15 protein-coding genes are annotated in these 18,772 nt (G+C 60.6%); 8 read left to right on the top strand and 7 right to left on the bottom strand.

Annotated features, from left to right (window positions below; translation table 11 throughout):
* Nucleotides 1-59 precede the first annotated feature (59 nt).
* The 6 genes from AK821_RS05945 to AK821_RS05970 are packed head-to-tail and all read left to right on the top strand — an operon-like array spanning nucleotide 60 to nucleotide 4,601.
* Nucleotides 60-527 (top strand): hypothetical protein, encoded by a 468-nt coding sequence (locus tag AK821_RS05945; protein WP_371920135.1) that lies wholly within the window; start codon nucleotides 60-62, stop codon nucleotides 525-527.
* A complete protein-coding gene (locus tag AK821_RS05950) occupies nucleotides 524-1,720 on the top strand; it encodes a beta-ketoacyl-[acyl-carrier-protein] synthase family protein (protein WP_064388855.1) in 1,197 nt (398 codons plus the stop codon). The genes AK821_RS05945 and AK821_RS05950 overlap by 4 nt, the downstream gene beginning before the upstream one ends.
* Nucleotides 1,717-2,181, top strand: coding sequence for a hotdog family protein (locus tag AK821_RS05955; RefSeq protein WP_064388856.1), 465 nt, complete (start codon nucleotides 1,717-1,719; stop codon nucleotides 2,179-2,181). Before AK821_RS05950 ends, AK821_RS05955 begins: the two co-directional genes overlap by 4 nt.
* Nucleotides 2,174-2,902 carry a 3-oxoacyl-ACP reductase FabG gene (gene fabG, locus AK821_RS05960; RefSeq protein ID WP_064388857.1) on the top strand — a complete coding sequence of 243 codons (729 nt, stop codon included), beginning with the start codon at nucleotides 2,174-2,176 and terminating at the stop codon, nucleotides 2,900-2,902. Before AK821_RS05955 ends, fabG begins: the two co-directional genes overlap by 8 nt.
* On the top strand, nucleotides 2,902-4,137 hold the full coding sequence (locus AK821_RS05965) for a beta-ketoacyl-ACP synthase (protein WP_064388858.1): 1,236 nt from the start codon (nucleotides 2,902-2,904) through the stop codon (nucleotides 4,135-4,137). Before fabG ends, AK821_RS05965 begins: the two co-directional genes overlap by 1 nt.
* Before the next feature lie 20 nt (nucleotides 4,138-4,157).
* On the top strand, nucleotides 4,158-4,601 hold the full coding sequence (locus AK821_RS05970) for a hypothetical protein (protein WP_064388859.1): 444 nt from the start codon (nucleotides 4,158-4,160) through the stop codon (nucleotides 4,599-4,601).
* A gap of 209 nt (nucleotides 4,602-4,810) precedes the next feature.
* Here AK821_RS05970 and AK821_RS05975 read toward each other — a convergent pair whose 3' ends face one another.
* The gene (locus tag AK821_RS05975; RefSeq protein WP_064388860.1) at nucleotides 4,811-5,194 is read right to left on the bottom strand and encodes a type II toxin-antitoxin system PemK/MazF family toxin; all 384 of its coding nucleotides are present in this window, start codon (nucleotides 5,192-5,194) and stop codon (nucleotides 4,811-4,813) included.
* A 191-nt stretch (nucleotides 5,195-5,385) separates the two neighbouring features.
* Between AK821_RS05975 and AK821_RS05980 the strand changes: the two genes are divergently transcribed.
* Nucleotides 5,386-5,823, top strand: a complete 438-nt coding sequence (locus AK821_RS05980; protein ID WP_064388861.1) for a hypothetical protein — start codon at nucleotides 5,386-5,388, stop codon at nucleotides 5,821-5,823.
* 76 nt (nucleotides 5,824-5,899) lie between these two features.
* Here AK821_RS05980 and AK821_RS05985 read toward each other — a convergent pair whose 3' ends face one another.
* Nucleotides 5,900-6,796, bottom strand: coding sequence for a LysR family transcriptional regulator (locus AK821_RS05985; RefSeq protein ID WP_064388862.1), 897 nt, complete (start codon nucleotides 6,794-6,796; stop codon nucleotides 5,900-5,902).
* A 118-nt stretch (nucleotides 6,797-6,914) separates the two neighbouring features.
* Between AK821_RS05985 and AK821_RS05990 the strand changes: the two genes are divergently transcribed.
* On the top strand, nucleotides 6,915-8,189 hold the full coding sequence (locus AK821_RS05990; protein ID WP_064388863.1) for an MFS transporter: 1,275 nt from the start codon (nucleotides 6,915-6,917) through the stop codon (nucleotides 8,187-8,189).
* A 178-nt stretch (nucleotides 8,190-8,367) separates the two neighbouring features.
* Here AK821_RS05990 and hemE read toward each other — a convergent pair whose 3' ends face one another.
* The 5 genes from hemE to aroB all read right to left on the bottom strand — a co-directional run bounded on the left by hemE (nucleotide 8,368) and on the right by aroB (nucleotide 18,626).
* Nucleotides 8,368-9,435, bottom strand: coding sequence for a uroporphyrinogen decarboxylase (hemE, locus tag AK821_RS05995; RefSeq protein WP_008077242.1), 1,068 nt, complete (start codon nucleotides 9,433-9,435; stop codon nucleotides 8,368-8,370).
* A gap of 239 nt (nucleotides 9,436-9,674) precedes the next feature.
* A complete protein-coding gene (locus tag AK821_RS06000; RefSeq protein WP_007909438.1) occupies nucleotides 9,675-11,093 on the bottom strand; it encodes an FAD-dependent oxidoreductase in 1,419 nt (472 codons plus the stop codon).
* Nucleotides 11,094-11,126: 33 nt separating this feature from the next.
* Nucleotides 11,127-15,572 carry a glutamate synthase large subunit gene (gene gltB / locus AK821_RS06005; protein WP_064388864.1) on the bottom strand — a complete coding sequence of 1,482 codons (4,446 nt, stop codon included), beginning with the start codon at nucleotides 15,570-15,572 and terminating at the stop codon, nucleotides 11,127-11,129.
* 350 nt (nucleotides 15,573-15,922) lie between these two features.
* Nucleotides 15,923-17,515, bottom strand: a complete 1,593-nt coding sequence (locus AK821_RS06010) for an AAA family ATPase (RefSeq protein WP_064388865.1) — start codon at nucleotides 17,513-17,515, stop codon at nucleotides 15,923-15,925.
* A 10-nt stretch (nucleotides 17,516-17,525) separates the two neighbouring features.
* On the bottom strand, nucleotides 17,526-18,626 hold the full coding sequence (gene aroB, locus AK821_RS06015) for a 3-dehydroquinate synthase (protein ID WP_064388866.1): 1,101 nt from the start codon (nucleotides 18,624-18,626) through the stop codon (nucleotides 17,526-17,528).
* Nucleotides 18,627-18,772: the final 146 nt, after the last annotated feature.

An 18,772-nucleotide genomic window follows, 5' to 3' on the forward strand; every position in this document is an offset into this window, starting at 1 on the left:
CCATGACCGCTATCGCGAGCAGGCTCACTCCTACAGTGACCGCAGTGCTGCGACTGGTGATGATCGGTGTATTTTTTCTGCTGAGTGCCTGCGCCAGCCAGGCCCCGTTGCCGGTGGGCAATCCAACACTGCCGCTACCGCTGCAGTTGCACATCGAACGTAATCAGGCGGATCAGCGTCAGGACTGGCTGCTGGTGATCCAGCGCGAAGGCCCGGGCATCCGCTGGTCGATGATGGATCCACTGGGTATCCCGCAGGCGCGTCAGCAATTGATCGATGGGCATTGGCAGGCCGATGGTCTGCTGCCGCCGAACCCGGAAGCCCGGGAACTGTTCGCTGCGCTGTTGTTCGCCCTGACTCCGTCCGGCGAATTGCTGCGCAATTACCCCACTGCGCAACAACAAGCTGGGCAACGTACCCTGCCGGCGCGCTGGAACATCCGTTATGCACAACCGTTGAGCTTCGAATTGAACCTGCCCCAAGGCCCGCACTATCGCGTTTCTCCGCTCGGTGAATCGACGCCATGACCGCTTATCTGAATGCCCTCGGCGTCATTTGTGCGCTGGGTCGCGACAAGTCTGAAGTTGCCCGTAACCTGTTCGCAGGCGACTGCTCGGGCATGCGCCACGAATCCGGCTGGGTCGCGGAGCGTGATTTGCCGGTGGCTGCCGTGCACGGTGAACTGGCAGCGATTCCAGCAGCACTCGCCGAGCAGAGCAGCCGCAACAATCAGTTGTTGCTCGAAGCCGCGCTGCAGATTCGCGATGACATCGATCAGGCAATCCGCACCTACGGGCGTGAGCGCATTGGCGTGGTGCTCGGCACCAGCACCTCGGGCATCGACGAAGCCAGCCGTGGGCTGGCGCACTACATCCGCGAGCAGCAATTCCCCAGCGAATACGACTACCGCCAGCAGGAACTCGGCGCGCCGGCAAATTTTCTCGCCGACTGGCTGCAGCTCAGCGGCCCGAGCTATGTGATTTCTACCGCTTGCACCTCCAGCGCCCGGGCCTTGATGAGCGCTCAACGCCTGTTGGATCTGGGCCTGTGCGATGCGGTGCTGTGCGGTGGTGTCGACAGTTTGTGCAAACTGACTCTCAACGGTTTTTCATCGCTGGAAGCGGTGTCGGACGAGCGCTGCAATCCGTTTTCGGCTAATCGCAACGGCATCAATATCGGCGAGGCCGCGGTGCTGTTCGTGATGAGCAGACAACCGGGCGACGGCCCGGCCATCGCCCTGCTCGGTGCCGGGGCCAGCTCCGACGCGCACCATATTTCCGCGCCTGAACCGAGCGGTCGCGGCGCCCTGCAAGCGATGCAGAAAGCCTTGAACCGTGCCCAGCTGCACGCTGCACAAATCGACTATCTGAACCTGCACGGCACCGCCACCCAACACAACGACGCCATGGAAAGTCTGGCGGTCGCGGCGTTGTTTCCCGAAGGCGTGGCGTGTTCGTCGAGCAAACCGATGAGCGGCCATACCCTCGGCGCTGCCGGCGCGCTGGAAGCCGCGTTCTGCTGGTTGAGCCTCAGCGCCGACAATCCCGCTCACGTTTTGCCACCGCACGTCTGGGACGGCCAGGCCGACCCGGCGCTGCCGCCTCTGAAGTGGGTGACCGCAAACGAACGCCTGACGTCCATTGCACCCCGCTACCTGATGAGCAACTCGTTTGCCTTCGGCGGCAACAACGTCAGCCTGATTATCGGAGACGCCCCATGATTGACTGGCCGCTCGCCGAGCTGCTGCCCCATGCGGGCGACATGATCCTGATCGACAGCATCACAAGCTTTGACGACGAGCAGATTTACACCCGCCTCACGGTCAAGCCCGATGGCTTGTTCAATCTGCCCGACGGCAGCCTGCCGGCCTGGGTCGGCATCGAGCTGATGGCGCAAAGCGTCGCCGCGTTTGCCGGTTGCCACGCGCGGCAGAAAGGCAACCCGGTGGAGCTGGGCTTTCTGCTCGGCACACGCAAGTTCGAGTGCAACGTCGACGCGTTTCCAGCGGGGAGCGAATTGACCATTCATGGCATTCGCTCGCTGGAAGATGACAATGGCATGGGCGTTTTCGAATGCCATATCAGCGCACCCGGCATCGAAGCGACTGCCCGATTGAATGTGTTTCGGCCGCCGCAAGCGGCTGCTTATCTTGTACAAAAAAAGGAGTCGAACGATGACTGAATCCGTATTGGTCACCGGCTCCAGCCGTGGCATTGGCCGCGCTATTGCCCTGCGTCTGGCGCAGGCCGGGCACGATATCGTCCTGCATTGCCGCAGCGGCATGGCCGAAGCACAAGCCGTGCAGGCTGAAATCGAAGCGTTGGGCCGCAAGGCGCGGATTCTGCAATTCGACGTCGCCGAGCGCGAAACCTGCAAAGCCATTCTCGAAGCCGACGTCGAAACTCACGGTGCCTATTACGGCGTGGTGTTGAATGCCGGGCTGACCCGTGACGGCGCATTCCCCGCCCTGAGTGACGACGATTGGGACGTGGTTTTGCGCACCAACCTCGACGGTTTCTACAACGTCCTGCACCCGGTGATGATGCCGATGATCCGCCGCCGCGCCGCCGGTCGCATTGTTTGCATCACTTCGGTGTCGGGGCTGATCGGCAACCGTGGCCAGGTCAACTACAGCGCCTCGAAAGCCGGCGTGATCGGCGCCGCGAAGGCATTGGCGATTGAACTGGGCAAGCGCAAAATCACCGTGAACTGCGTCGCGCCGGGCCTGATCGACACGGCGATGCTCGACGACAACGTGCCGGTGGAAGAACTGATGAAAATGATCCCCGCGCAGCGCATGGGCACCCCTGAAGAGGTGGCCGGTGCGGTGAATTTCCTGATGTCGGCGGAAGCCTCGTACATCACCCGCCAGGTTCTGGCGGTCAACGGAGGCTTGTGCTGATGAAGCGCGTCGTCGTCACCGGCATGGCCGGCATCACCTCGCTGGGCAGCGACTGGGCAACCATCGCCGGCAACTTCGCGGCCAACCGCAGCGGCATCCGCCGGATGGACGAGTGGGATCGTTTCAGCGAACTCAACACCCGCCTGGCTGGGCCTATCGATGATTTCGTCGTCCCCGCGCACTGGACACGCAAACAACTGCGCAGCATGGGCCGGGTTTCACGGCTAGCGGTCGGTGCCGCAGAAAAAGCCTTGGCTGACGCCGGTCTGCTGGGCGACGAATCGATCAGGGACGGGCGCATGGGCGTGGCCTGCGGCTCGTCCACCGGCAGTACCGACGAAATCAAAGCGTTCGGCAACATGTTGCTCAATTCGGTGGCCGAGGGGCTGAACGCCAACTCCTATGTGCGGATGATGCCGCACACCACCGCCGCCAACATCAGCATCTTCTTCGGCCTCACCGGGCGTTTGATCCCGACGTCCAGCGCCTGTACCAGCGGCAGCCAGGGCATCGGTTACGCCTACGAGGCAATCAAGTTCGGTCGCCTGCCGCTGATGCTCGCCGGCGGCGCCGAAGAACTCTGCCCGACCGAAGCCATGGTCTTCGACGCGCTGTACGCCACCAGCCTGAAAAACGATGCCCCGCAAACCAGTCCGCGCCCTTACGACAAGGGCCGCGACGGCCTGGTCATTGGTGAAGGCGGCGGCATGCTGGTCCTCGAAGAACTGGAGCATGCTCTCGCGCGCGGCGCGCGCATCCACGCCGAGCTCGTCGGTTTCGGCAGCAACGCCGACGGCCAGCACACCACCCGCCCGGAGCAGGTGACCATGCGCCGCGCCATGGAACTGGCGCTGGAAGACGCCGGACTGACACCGGACGCCATCGGCTATGTCAACGGCCACGGCACTGCGACAGAACAGGGCGACATTGCCGAAACACTGGCGACCAGCAGCCTGTTCGGTGAACGCATGCCGATCAGCTCGCAGAAGAGCTTCCTCGGCCATACGCTCGGCGCCTGCGGGGCGCTGGAGTCGTGGTTCAGCATCGAGATGATGAATCGCGACCAGTATGTGCACACGTTCAACCTCGAGGAAGTCGATCCGCACTGCGGCAAGCTCGACTATCTGCGCGGCGAATTCCGCCAGATGCACCATGACTACGTGATGAACAACAACTTCGCTTTTGGTGGGGTCAACACCTCGTTGATTTTCCGCCGCTGGTCACAACCGAATTAATCCAGGTCAAGGAGACCTCCATGCACTTCAAGAAACTTGCTATCACCACCCTGCTGCTCTGCGCCTTGCCTGCGGTCAGCCAGGCCCGTGACACGGCGGTTTACCTGCCATTCGACAAAGCCGTCGCCGAAGCCACCCGCTCCGGCAAAATCGATGGCAGCGTGAAGTTCTATCTGGCCGGCAACCCCCCGGCCGGCAAAGTCAGCGTCATCAGCCCCGGCGCCGTGACCAACAAGAAGACCAACGCCTTCAACAAGTCCGATGCAGAAGCCTGCGAATGGGTTGCACAGTCGGCCATCATCAGCCTGCACCAGGCCGCGAAAAGCGCCGGCGCCAATGCCGTGACCAACATCGTCAGCTTCTACAAGAGCAACGAGCGCAAGGATGCGCAGACCTACGAATGCCACGCCGGCGCGATCATGGCGGGTGTTGCGTTGAAGGGTGACCTGGCGAAGGTTCAGTAAACGCCAGAAACGACAAAGGGCGCCTTTGGGCGCCCTTTCACAAACAGGTTGGCTTGTCATGGCCGATTACCTGTCTGGCTCTGCGATGGCTGGTTACCCAGGATCCTCAGAGTCTCACAAGCCCCTTACGGGAACCCCCACAGTATTGCCTGAATTGGATTGCCGGACAACGGCTGGCGTTTGGCCTTGCCGCGCCACCCCTGCTGCCATTACAGCCCAAGCGCGAGTCTAACGGCGGCTTTGACCGCAGAAAACTCGTCTATTGCAAGATGTGAAATCAGGTAAACGCACCGTCCTTCTCGATCCTTGCTTTTTATACGGTCAAGCCGAGAAAGGCTAACTGTCGCCACCATGTCGCACTTTGCCCAGCATGTGGGGCTGGCGCCCTGCAGATGACTTGCGAGTTCAAGGTGGTGACCAAGCATGATATCGGGCGCCGTAGTACTCAGTGGCACGACGGTTACCAACAAGCTGTTAGTCCTGTGTTTACGTATGACAACTACGGGTCTGATCTTGACCATCTCAGGGACTTCATACCCCCTAAAATCACAAATCAGCACACTGCCCTCCTTGGGCTGGTAACGAAGTGGCATCCGTTGCGCTCACTGAAAAGAACCGATTTTGCGCAAAAAACGGAGTTTTCACTAAGGCTGTTCCGTTACTGAAAATGTAAGTTTCGCTACTGACTTCAACCTGCAACCTGAACACGCAGCATCTACACTCCCTCAAACCACATCAGCACCATGCCTGCCCGCGCTTCTCTTTCACCGTCAAGGAGATGACCATGCAAGTGAAAGCCCTGATTGCCGCCACGCTTTTCGCTCTGCTGCCGAGCGCCAGCCACGCCACCAACCTCATGTATATGCCGTTCGAAACCGTGCTGTCGGATGCCATTCGCGCAGGTCGGCTGGATGGCAGTGTGAGGTTTTATCTGGTCGGCAACGGGCCGCAGGGCACTCAGCAGTTGTTGCGCCGTGGTGTGATCAGTGATCTGAGCACCAATGGTTTCAACAAGAGCGATCACGATTCCTGCGAATGGGTGCTGCAGTCGAATCTGATCAAGTTGCAGGCCGATGCCAAGCGGGTCGGGGCGAATGCGGTGGTCAATATCGTCAGTTACTACGACCAGCATGTGCGCAAGGATTTGAATACGTACGAGTGCCGGGCAGGGATTTTTGTCACGCGGGTGGCGTTGAAGGGGGATCTGGTGCGGTTGCCATAACGGCAAGATCAAAAGATCGCAGCCTGCGGCAGCTCCTACAGGGATCAATGCAGGAGCTTCCGAAGGCTGCGATCTGTTAGGCGGACTCGACCTTGCGCGTGAGCAGGTCAACAAACGCCTTTGCCATCGGCGATTTCTGATCCTTGCGCTGTACCAGCCACACTGCAGACACCGCCTCCGGATCGAGCAACGGTCGATAGACCACGCCATCGATGCGCATCCGCTGGTAGGACGCCGGCAGCACCGATACTCCCAGCCCCGCTGCGACCAGACCGATGATGGTCATCGCCTCCCCAGCCTCTTGCGCGAAGTGCGGGCTGAACCCGGCATCCCGCGCCAGGCTGAGCAATTGCGCATACAACCCGCTGCCGTAACTGCGCGGAAAGAACACGAACGGCTCCAGCGCCAGCGCCGAGAGGAACAGCCCTTCTTCACTGCCCTGCGCCAGCGGATGCTTGGAACCGAGCACCGCGACCAGCGGCTCACGCATCAACTCGACCACGCTCAGCGAATCCGGCAACCCCAGCGGGCGCATGATCCCCACCTCGATCGACTGATCCACTAACGCATCTGCGACCATCGTGCTGCTCATCTCGCGCAAGTTGAGGTGCACCGCCGGGAAGCGCTGACGAAAGGCAAAGATCGCCTGCGGAATCGTCGAGTTGAACGGCGCTGACGAGGTAAAACCAATCTTCAACTCGCCCAATTCCCCCAACTGCGCACGTCGCGCGACGTCCGCCGCTTTATCGACCTGCGCCAGCACCAGCCGTGCTTCTTCGAGAAACAAGCGACCGGCCTCGCTCAGCTCGACCCGACGGTTGGTCCGCTCGAACAGTCGCGCGCCGACTTCCTGTTCCAGCGCCTGAATCTGCTGGCTCAGCGGCGGCTGGGAGATACCCAGCACCTGTGCGGCGCGGCCGAAATGCAGTTCTTCGGCGACGGCGATGAAGTAGCGCAGATGACGAAATTCCATGGATATCCCATTAGGTCGTAAAAGCTATCAAACAGGTCGAACAATATATTGGATAGAAACATTAGCCAGCTATATGATTTTTTCATTGCCTGCCTGGCCGTGCCCTCCGAGGTCTGAAGTGAAAACTGCTGTTGCGCCCTTAGCCCATGAAGTCCCGCCCGCTGCGGCGGACGATGTCGTCGCCGAGCTGCAAGAAATCTACATCGAAAAAGGCACACCGATGTTCATGCGCACGGTACTGGCGCTGTTCAGCGGCGGCTTCGCGACGTTTGCCTTGCTGTACTGCGTGCAGCCGATGATGCCGCTGTTGTCCCACGAGTACGGAATCAACGCGGCGCAAAGCAGCCTGATCCTCTCGGTAGCCACCGGCATGCTCGCCATCGGCCTGCTGATCACCGGGCCGATTTCCGATCGGGTCGGGCGCAAACCGGTGATGGTGACCGCGCTGTTCGCGGCGGCGCTGTGCACCATGGCCAGTGCAATGATGCCGAGTTGGGAAGGTGTGCTGATCATGCGCGCGCTGATCGGGCTGTCGCTGAGCGGACTGGCGGCGGTGGCAATGACGTATCTGAGTGAAGAAATTCATCCGCAACACATCGGCCTGGCGATGGGTTTGTACATCGGCGGCAACGCGATTGGCGGGATGAGCGGGAGGTTGATCACCGGTGTGTTGATCGACTTCGTCAGCTGGCACACGGCGATGCTGGTGATCGGTGGCCTGGCGATGATTGCCGCGGCGGTGTTCTGGAAGATCCTCCCGGAATCACGCAACTTCCGCTCGCGTTCGCTGCACCCGCGTAGCTTGCTCGACGGCTTCACCATGCACTTTCGCGATGCCGGTTTACCGCTGCTGTTTCTTGAAGCGTTCGTGCTGATGGGCGCGTTTGTCACGCTGTTCAACTACATCGGCTATCGCTTGCTCGCGGCGCCGTACAACCTCGATCAGGTGTTCGTGGGCTTGCTGTCGGTGGTTTACCTGTCGGGTATCTACAGTTCGGCGAAGATTGGTTCACTGGCGGACAAGCTGGGACGACGCAAGGTGCTGTGGGCGACCATTGCGCTGATGTTCGCCGGCCTTGCGCTGACGATGTTTACGCCGCTGCTGCTGGTGATTGTCGGCATGCTGATTTTCACCTTTGGCTTCTTTGGCGCGCATTCGGTGGCGAGTAGCTGGATCGGTCGTCGCGCGACCAAGGCCAAGGGGCAGGCGTCGTCGTTGTATCTGTTCAGCTATTACGCAGGGTCGAGCATCGCCGGGACGGCGGGCGGGGTGTTCTGGCATCTCGGCGGGTGGAATGGCATAGGCCTGTTTATTGGTGCGCTGTTGCTGATCGCGCTGCTGGTCGCATTGAAGCTGGCGAAGTTGCCGCCGCTGCAGAGTGTCAAAGCCTGACACAAAAACCCTGTAGGAGTGAGCCTGCTCGCGATAGCGGTGAGTCAGTCGCTGAACGTACTGGCTGACACACCGCTATCGCGAGCAGGCTCACTCCTACAATTGATCTGTGTCCGACATTGAATCGTGCAAACAAAAACGCCCGGCATTTAGCCGGGCGTTTTTTATGGTGTGGCGATCACTCGTGATACTGCGCCGACAACTCATGCACCGCACGCAAAAACGCACCCGCATGCTCCGGATCAACCTCAGGTGTGATGCCATGGCCGAGGTTGAACACGTGACCGCTGCCCTTGCCATAACTTGCCAGAATGCGCCCGACTTCGGTGCGGATCGCTTCCGGTTTTGCGTAAAGCACGGTCGGATCCATGTTGCCCTGCAGGGCAACCTTGTCGCCGACACGGGCGCGGGCGTTGCCGATGTCGCAGGTCCAGTCCAGGCCCAATGCGTCGGCACCAGCCTCGGCGATGCTTTCCAGCCACAGGCCGCCGTTCTTGGTGAAGAGGATCACCGGCACTTTGCGACCGTCGTGCTCGCGGATCAGGCCGCTGACGATTTTCTTCATGTAGGCCAGCGAGAACTCCTGGTACGCCGCCGCCGACAGGTTACCGCCCCAAGTGTCGAAGATCTGCACGGCTTGCGCGCCGGCCATGATCTGGCCGTTGAGGTATGAGGTCACCGACTGCGCCAGTTTATCCAGCAGCAGGTGCATGGCCTGCGGGTTGTCGTAGAGCATGGCTTTGGTCTTGCGGAAGTCTTTCGACGAGCCGCCTTCGACCATGTAGGTCGCCAAGGTCCACGGGCTGCCGGAGAAGCCGATCAGCGGCACACGACCGTTCAGCTCGCGACGGATGGTGCTCACCGCGTCCATCACGTAGCCGAGGTCTTTGTGTGGATCAGGGATCGGCAGGGCTTCGATATCAGCAAGGGTGCTGACGACTTTCTTGAAGCGCGGGCCTTCACCGGTCTCGAAGTACAGGCCTTGGCCCATGGCGTCGGGGATGGTGAGGATGTCGGAAAACAGGATCGCCGCGTCCAATTGTGGATAGCGGTCGAGCGGTTGCATCGTGACTTCGCAGGCGAATTCCGGATTCATGCACAGGCTCATGAAATCACCGGCCTGGGCGCGGCTGGCGCGGTATTCCGGCAGGTAGCGGCCGGCCTGGCGCATCATCCACACCGGGGTGACGTCAACGGGTTGCTTGAGCAGGGCGCGGAGGAAACGGTCGTTCTTCAGGGCAGTCATGTCGGCATCCGGAAAAAAAGTGCGGGCATTTTCTCAGAGCGCGACGCAAAAGGCACGGATGCAGGTCAGCCTTTTGTCTATCGGGTCAATTTATTGCGTTGGAATGCAGATTTTGCAGCACCCAAAAACAACTGTAGGAGTGAGCCTGCTCGCGATAGCGGAGTATCAGTCAATGCATCAGGTGACTGATCTACCGCCATCGCGAGCAGGCTCACTCCTACAAAGTATTGCGTTGTTTTTTAGACGCCCAGGTAATCGAGGATCCCTTCGGCAGCATTGCGGCCTTCGAAGATGGCCGTCACCACCAGGTCGGAACCGCGCACCATGTCGCCACCGGCGAAGATTTTCGGGTTGCTGGTCTGGTGCTTGTACTGACCTTGCTCAGGCGCAACGACGCGGCCCTGGCTGTCGGTCTGGATCTCGAACTGTTCGAACCACGGCGCCGGGCTCGGGCGGAAACCGAAAGCGATAACCACGGCGTCGGCCGGGATGATCTCTTCGGAGCCCGGGATCGGCTCGGGGCTGCGACGGCCACGGGCGTCCGGTTCGCCGAGACGGGTCTCGACCACTTTGACGCCTTCAACCTTGTCTTCGCCGACGATGGCGATCGGCTGGCGGTTGTAGAGGAATTTCACGCCTTCTTCCTTGGCGTTCTTCACCTCTTTGCGCGAGCCGGGCATGTTCGCTTCGTCACGACGATAAGCGCAGGTCACCGACTTGGCGCCCTGACGGATCGACGTGCGGTTGCAGTCCATCGCCGTGTCGCCGCCACCAAGGACCACGACCTTCTTGCCTTTCATGTCGACGAAATCTTCCGGCGACTTTTCAAAGCCCAGGTTGCGATTGACGTTGGCGATCAGGAAATCCAGTGCGTCATAAACGCCCGGCAGATCCTCACCGGCAAAGCCGCCCTTCATGTAGGTGTAGGTGCCCATGCCCATGAACACTGCATCGTATTCGGCGAGCAGTTGCTCCATGGTCACGTCTTTGCCGACTTCGGTGTTCAGGCGGAACTCGATGCCCATGCCGGTGAAGACTTCGCGACGATTGCTCAGCACGGTCTTTTCCAGCTTGAACTCGGGGATGCCAAAGGTCAGCAAGCCACCGATTTCCGGGTTCTTGTCGAACACCACCGGGGTCACGCCACCACGCACCAGCACGTCGGCACAACCGAGACCCGCCGGACCTGCACCGATGATCGCGACACGTTTGCCGGTCGGCTTGACCTTGGACATGTCCGGGCGCCAGCCCATGGCGAATGCGGTGTCGGTGATGTACTTCTCGACCGAACCGATGGTCACCGCGCCGAAACCGTCGTTAAGGGTGCAGGCACCCTCGCACAGACGATCCTGCGGGCACACCCGGCCGCAGACTTCCGGCAGGGTGTTGGTCTGGTGCGACAGCTCGGCGGCCTGAAGGATGTTGCCTTCGGCCACCAATTTGAGCCAGTTGGGAATGAAGTTGTGCACCGGGCACTTCCATTCGCAATACGGGTTGCCGCAACCCAGGCAGCGGTGGGCCTGATCGGCCGACTGCTGGGGTTTGAACGGTTCGTAGATTTCGACGAACTCTTTCTTGCGTTGACGCAACAGTTTCTTCTTCGGATCTTTGCGCCCGACATCGATGAACTGGAAGTCGTTATTCAGACGTTCAGCCATTGTTAAAACCTCATCAAACTCTTCAGGCGCATATCACTGCGGGTTGGCACGAGTGCTGGAAAGCAACGACTTCAGGTTGGCAGCCTTGGGCTTGACCAGCCAGAAACGGCGCAGGTAGTCATCGAGGTTTTCGGCGAGTTCACGACCCCACTCGCTGTCGGTTTCCGCGACGTACTCGTTCAGCACGTTTTGCAGGTGGCTGCGATAGGCTTCCATCGCCTCGCCGCTGATCCGCTGGATTTCCACCAGTTCGTGGTTGACCCGGTCAACGAAGGTGTTGTCCTGATCGAGCACGTAGGCGAAACCACCGGTCATGCCAGAGCCGAAGTTGTAACCGGTCTTGCCCAGAACGCAGACAAAACCACCGGTCATGTACTCACAGCAGTGATCGCCAGTGCCTTCCACAACCGTGTGGGCACCGGAGTTACGCACGGCGAAACGCTCGCCTGCGGTGCCAGCAGCAAACAGCTTGCCGCCGGTGGCGCCATACAGGCAGGTGTTGCCGATGATGGCGCTTTCCTGAGTTTTGTAAACGCTACCCTTTGGCGGCACGATGGTCAGTTTGCCACCGGTCATGCCTTTGCCGACGTAGTCGTTGGCGTCGCCTTCGAGGTACATGTTCAGGCCGCCGGCGTTCCACACACCGAAGCTCTGACCGGCAGTGCCCTTGAAGCGGAAGGTGATCGGCGCTTTCGCCATCCCCTGGTTGCCGTGCTTGCGCGCGATTTCGCCGGAGATCCGCGCGCCGATCGAACGGTCGCAGTTGCAGATGTCCAGGTCGAACTCGGCGCCGCTCATGTCGTTGATCGCCGACGAAGCCATCTCGACCATTTTCTCGGCCAGCAGGCCTTTGTCGAACGGCGGGTTGCGCTCAACGCCGCAGAACTGTGGCTTGTCCGCCGGAATGTGATCGCTGCCCAACAGCGGCGTCAGGTCCAGGTGGTTTTGCTTGGCGGTCTGGCCTTCGAGGATTTCCAGCAGATCGGTACGACCGATAAGCTCTTCGAGGGAGCGCACGCCGAGCTTTGCCAGCCACTCACGGGTTTCTTCGGCGACGTAGGTGAAGAAGTTCACCACCATGTCGACGGTACCGATGTAGTGGTCCTTGCGCAGCTTCTCGTTCTGCGTCGCAACGCCGGTGGCGCAGTTGTTCAGGTGGCAGATACGCAGGTATTTGCAGCCCAGCGCGATCATTGGCGCAGTACCGAAGCCGAAGCTTTCGGCGCCAAGGATCGCCGCCTTGATCACGTCGAGGCCGGTTTTCAGGCCGCCGTCGGTCTGCACCCGGACTTTGCCGCGCAGGTCGTTGCCGCGCAGGGTCTGGTGAGTTTCGGCGAGGCCGAGTTCCCACGGTGCGCCGGCGTATTTGATCGAGGTCAGCGGCGATGCACCGGTGCCACCGTCGTAGCCGGAGATGGTGATCAAGTCCGCATAGGCCTTGGCCACACCGGCGGCGATGGTGCCGACGCCCGCTTCAGCTACCAGCTTCACGGAAACCAGTGCTTTCGGGTTGACTTGTTTCAGGTCGAAAATCAGCTGCGACAAGTCTTCGATCGAGTAGATATCGTGATGCGGCGGTGGCGAAATCAGCGTTACGCCCGGCACTGCGTAACGCAGCTTGGCGATCAAACCGTTGACTTTACCGCCAGGCAGTTGCCCGCCCTCGCCCGGCTTGGCGCCTTGCGCGACCTTGATCTGCAGCACTTCGGCGTTGACCAGGTATTCCGGCGTTACCCCGAAACGGCCAGTGGCAACCTGCTTGATTTTCGAGCTCTTGATGGTGCCGTAACGTGCTGGATCCTCTCCACCTTCGCCGGAGTTGGAACGCGCACCGAGGCGGTTCATGGCTTCGGCCAGGGCTTCGTGAGCTTCCGGCGACAGTGCGCCCAGCGAGATACCGGCGGAGTCGAAGCGCTTGAGCACCGATTCCAGCGGTTCGATTTCACTGATGTCCAGCGGCGTGTCGAGGGTCTTGACCTTGAACAGGTCGCGGATCATCGACACCGGACGGTTGTCCACCAGCGAGGTGTATTCCTTGAACTTGGCGTAGTCGCCCTGCTGCACGGCGGCTTGCAGGGTGTTGACCACGTCCGGGTTGTACGCGTGATATTCGCCGCCGTGGACGAACTTCAGCAGACCGCCCTGCTGGATCGGCTTGCGCGGACTCCAGGCTTCGCTGGCCAGTGCTTTCTGCTCGGCTTCGATGTCGACGAAACGCGCACCCTTGATGCGGCTTGGTACGCCACGGAAGCTCAGGTCGCAGACTTCTTCGGACAGGCCGATGGCTTCGAACAACTGCGCACCGCGGTACGACGCGATGGTCGAAATGCCCATCTTCGACAGAATTTTCAGCAGACCTTTGGTGATGCCTTTGCGGTAGTTCTTGAACACCTCGTAGAGGTCGCCCAGCACTTCACCGGTACGGATCAGGTCACCCAGCACTTCGTACGCGAGGAACGGATAAACCGCCGAGGCACCGAAACCGATCAGCACCGCAAAGTGATGCGGGTCGCGAGCGGTCGCGGTTTCAACGAGGATGTTGGAATCGCAACGCAGGCCTTTTTCGGTCAGACGGTGGTGCACGGCACCGGTCGCCAGGGATGCGTGGATCGGCAGCTTGCCCGGGGCGATATGGCGGTCGCTCAGGACGATCTGGGTCCGCCCGGCGCGCACGGCTTCTTCAGCCTGATCGGCGACATTGCGGATTGCCGCTTCGAGGCCGACGCTTTCGTCGTAGTTGAGGTCGATGATCGCCCGTTCGAAACCCGGACGGTCGAGGTTCATCAACGAGCGCCACTTGGCCGGGGAAATGACCGGCGAGCTGAGGATCACGCGCGAGGCGTGTTCCGGCGACTCCTGGAAAATGTTGCGCTCGGCACCGAGGCAGATTTCCAGCGACATCACGATCGCTTCACGCAGCGGGTCGATCGGCGGGTTGGTGACCTGCGCGAACTGCTGGCGGAAATAGTCGTACGGCGTGCGCACACGTTGGGATAGCACGGCCATCGGCGTGTCGTCGCCCATCGAGCCAACGGCTTCGTAGCCTTGTTCGCCGAGCGGACGCAGGACCTGGTCGCGCTCTTCGAACGTGACTTGGTACATCTTCATGTATTGCTTGAGCTGATCGACGTCGTAAAAAGCCGAACCGTGGTCGTTGTCTTCCATGGTCGCCTGAATGCGCAGGGCGTTCTTGCGCAACCATTGCTTGTACGGATGACGGGATTTCAGACGGTTGTCGATCGCATCGGTGTCGAGGATCTGCCCGGTTTCGGTGTCCACGGCGAAGATCTGGCCAGGGCCGACACGGCCTTTGGCAATCACGTCTTCAGGCTTGTAGTCCCACACGCCGATTTCCGAGGCGAGGGTGATGAAGCCGTTGGTGGTGGTGACCCAGCGCGCCGGGCGCAGACCGTTACGGTCGAGCAGGCACACCGCGTAACGACCGTCGGTCATCACCACGCCGGCCGGGCCGTCCCACGGCTCCATGTGCATCGAGTTGTACTCGTAGAACGCACGCAGATCCGGGTCCATGGTTTCGACGTTCTGCCACGCTGGCGGAATGATCATCCGCACGCCACGGAACAGGTCGATGCCGCCGGTGACCATCAGCTCGAGCATGTTGTCCATGCTCGAGGAGTCGGAACCGACACGGTTGACCAGCGGGCCGAGCTCTTCCAGATCCATCAGATCATTGCTGAACTTGGTCCGACGGGCCTGCGCCCAGTTACGGTTACCAGTGATGGTGTTGATCTCGCCGTTGTGGGCGAGGAAGCGGAATGGCTGGGCCAGCGGCCATTTCGGCAGGGTGTTGGTGGAGAAGCGCTGGTGGAACACGCAGATTGCGGTTTGCAGGCGCTCGTCGCTCAGGTCTGGATAAAACGCGGCCAGATCGGCCGGCATCATCAGGCCTTTATAGATGATGGTCTTGTGCGAAAAGCTGCAGATGTAGTGGTCGGAATCGACGGCGTTGGCCACCGACGAACGACGACGCGCACTGAACAGCTTCACGGCCATGTCCTGATCACTCAGGCCTTCGCCGCCGATGTACACCTGCTCGATCTGCGGCAGGCGCTCAAGGGCCAGGCGGCCGAGGACGCTGGTGTCGATGGGCACTTTGCGCCAGCCGATCAGTTGCAGACCTTCAGCGAGGATCTCGCGGTTCATGTTTTCGCGAGCGGCTTCGGCCTTGACCGGGTCCTGGTTGAAGAAAACCATGCCCACCGCATATTGCTTGGGCAGCTCGACGCTGAAGGTTTCCTGGGCAATGGCACGCAGGAACGCATCAGGCTTCTGAATCAGCAGACCGCAACCGTCACCGGTCTTGCCGTCGGCATTAATCCCACCGCGGTGGGTCATGCAGGTCAGGGCCTCGATGGCCGTTGTCAAAAGGGTATGACTGGGTTCGCCCTGCATATGGGCTATCAGGCCGAAACCGCAGTTATCCTTGAATTCATCTGGTTGGTACAGACCTGCTTTCATAGACACTTTCTCACCAGGCTGCCTCTTTTCGAGGCAAATTTCTTTTCAATTCAACCACTTGCATCCCGCGCCGAACGTACGCCAGCTTAGCAGGGGCAAAAGGGTGGTCATTGTACACAGCGACACAGAGGCTCACAAATTTGACGACGAAATGTCGCAAATTCATGTCGCATTTGTGAAAGGTTTAAAGCGATCTGCTGTGCTAGTCAAAACTTTTTTAATTCTGACTGCAACGACTCAAAGACTACTGTGACGCAGACACCACAAGGCACGCGGCCTGTGAAGGCGGCGCGCACTCGTAGAAATTTTGAGGTGCTTGGAGAGGCGGCCTGGGTAAGGTCGCCGAATCTTCAGCGAGTTGTTGCCAGTTCCTGTTGGACGCTGGCGACAGTGCGAGGCCAAGGTTTACCAGCCTGAACCTTCGCTGGCAAGGCCTTGATGGCAGAAACGGCTGCATCACGATTGGCGAAGTTGCCGTAGGTGATCACGTAAAGCGGCTTGCCGTTGAGGACTTTCTTGAAATAACGGTACTCGCCGCCCTGCTCCTTGACGAAGTTTTGCGCGGCAGTTTCCGAACTGGTGCCGAGGATCTGCACCACATAGTTACCGGTCGGCTGACCGGCGTACCAACTGCCACCGGCGGCCTTGGCAACGGTGACCGGCTTCTCGGCCGGTTTGGCCGCAGCAACTGGCTTGGCTGGCGCTGGAGCAGGTTTTGCCGCTGGCGCTGCCGGAGCAGGCTTGGCGGTGGCAACCTGAGTTGGCGCTGGAGCGGGTTTGGCCGCCGGGACTGGCACCGGTGTCGGTGCAGGACCGGCCGGAACGCCTGCTGGTGGCGCGGAAGTGGTTACGGTAGGCGGTGTAGCGCTGGAGCCTTCCAACGGCACGCCGTCGTCGCCTTCAGTGATGCCACCAGCCTCTTCAGCCAGCGGACCACGCATGACCGGTTGCGAGTTACCGACCAGCGGCAACGGCATCGGCTGCGTGTTACCGGCGAATTCGACGGATGGATTTGCGCCATTGGCAGCGCCCTGGCCCAACGGCAACTGTGCCTGTTCATTGGCCGGAGCACCGGTGGTCGGCGCCTTGCTGCGACCTGGCATCAACCAGGCGGCGGCGACCGCGACCACGACGACGGCGGAAATCGCCAATACGTGTTTCTTCGGCATGTTGAACCCCATACTTGGACGCTTCACCGCAGAGCGGCTGGCAATCATGACTTCGATCAGTGCATCGCGAGCAACCTGGTTGATGTTGCCAGGCCAACCCTCGGAGCTTTCGTGAATATCAGAGATCTGATCCGCGGTGAAAAGTTCGACACCACGGCCCGCACCTTCGAGCCGCTGGTCGAGATACTCGCGGGTCTCTTCTTCGGTGTACGGCTGCAACTCGATGACGTGGAAGCGCTCTTCCTCGAGGTGCAAGGCCTCGAGTTGCGCGATCAGCGACGACTCGCCGAACAGGAACACGTGCGGGCGACCTTCCGGTGCACCGGCACCCAGCGCCATCAGCGCTTCAAGCGCGGATTCGTCGAGCTGCTCGGCGTCATCCACCAGCAGATAGACCTCCTGGCCGGTCAGCGCCAGTTGTACCACTTGCGCCAGAATCGCACCGACGTCGGCCTGAGCCACATCCAGCGCCTGAGCGACCTGACGCAGCACGCCAGCGGCATCGCCAGCGCCGCGGGCGGAAACCACCACGCTCTGCACCGACTGCTTGTTGGTACTGGCCACCAAGGCCTGACGCAGCAGAGTCTTGCCGCTGCCTTGCGGACCGGTAACCACCAACAGCAACTGGCTGTAACGCGCCAGGTGATGCAACTGCCCCAGCACCGGTTTGCGCTGGGCCGGGAAGAATTTGAAGCCCGGCACGCGCGGCGCGAACGGGTCGTGACTTAACTGGAAATGGCCGAGGAACGCCTCGTCGGCATGCAAACTAGTCATCGGAATCTTATTAACCTTTAAGCTGAGCCAGGGCGCGGTAATCCGCTCCCAGCGTGGCCTGTAGAACCTCTTTCGGATAATCGTCGGTCACCACCGCTTCGCCCATCCGGCGCAGCAGCACCAGGCGCAGACGACCGTCGATCACTTTTTTATCAATTGCCATATGTTCGAGAAAGTCGGCTTCGGTCATTTCCTCAGGCGGAATCACCGGCAGGCCGGCGCGCAGGAACAGACGGATGCCGCGATCACGTTCTTCAAAGCTGATCCAGCCCAGACGCGCGGACATTTCCAGCGCCATCACGGTGCCCGCCGCGACCGCCTCACCATGCAGCCAGACACCATAGCCCATGTGGGTTTCGATGGCGTGGCCGAAGGTGTGGCCGAGGTTGAGCGTGGCGCGCACGCCGGTTTCCTTTTCATCGGCGCCGACCACCGCCGCCTTGGCCGCGCAGGAGCGCTGGATGGCATAGGTCAGGGCTTTTTGATCCAGTGCGCGCAGGGCGTCGACGTTGTCTTCGAGCCAGGTCAGGAACGGCTCGTCACAGATCAGCCCGTACTTGATGACTTCTGCCAGGCCTGCGGACAGCTCGCGTTCTGGCAGGGTTTTCAGGGACGCGGTATCGATCAGCACCACGTTCGGCTGATAGAACGCGCCGACCATGTTCTTGCCCAGCGGATGGTTGATACCGGTCTTGCCGCCCACCGACGAATCGACCTGGGACAACAATGTCGTAGGAATCTGGATGAAATCGACACCGCGCTGGTAACAGGCCGCGGCGAAGCCGGCCATGTCGCCGATCACACCGCCGCCAAGGGCGATCACGGTGGTGCGGCGGTCATGCCGGGCGGGCAGCAGACCGTCGAAGATCAGTTGCAGGGGTTCCCCGTTCTTGAAGGCTTCGCCGGCCGGCAAAACCACGGAGATCACCGAGAACTGCGCCAGGCTGCGGGTCAGACGTTCAAGATAGAGCGGCGCAACGGTCTCGTTGGAGATGATTGCCACCTGCCGCCCATGGATATGCGGCGCCAGCAGTTCAGGCTGATCCAACAAACCTTCGCCAATATGAATCGGGTAGCTGCGCTCGCCTAAATCGACCTTGAGTGTCTGCATGTGTCCCCACAGTGAAGATGGAAGCAGGCGTCCTGCCCTGAATTATTGGTTATCTGCGGCCTGTAGCGGGTATGACGTCGCTCGCACGCTAGCCGCCACAACCTCGCAGGGCTGTGACAGGACGCCGAGGATAGCGCATTTCGAGC

Origin of the sequence: Pseudomonas sp. RIT-PI-r (assembly GCF_001297015.1) — a bacterium.
GTDB lineage: Bacteria > Pseudomonadota > Gammaproteobacteria > Pseudomonadales > Pseudomonadaceae > Aquipseudomonas.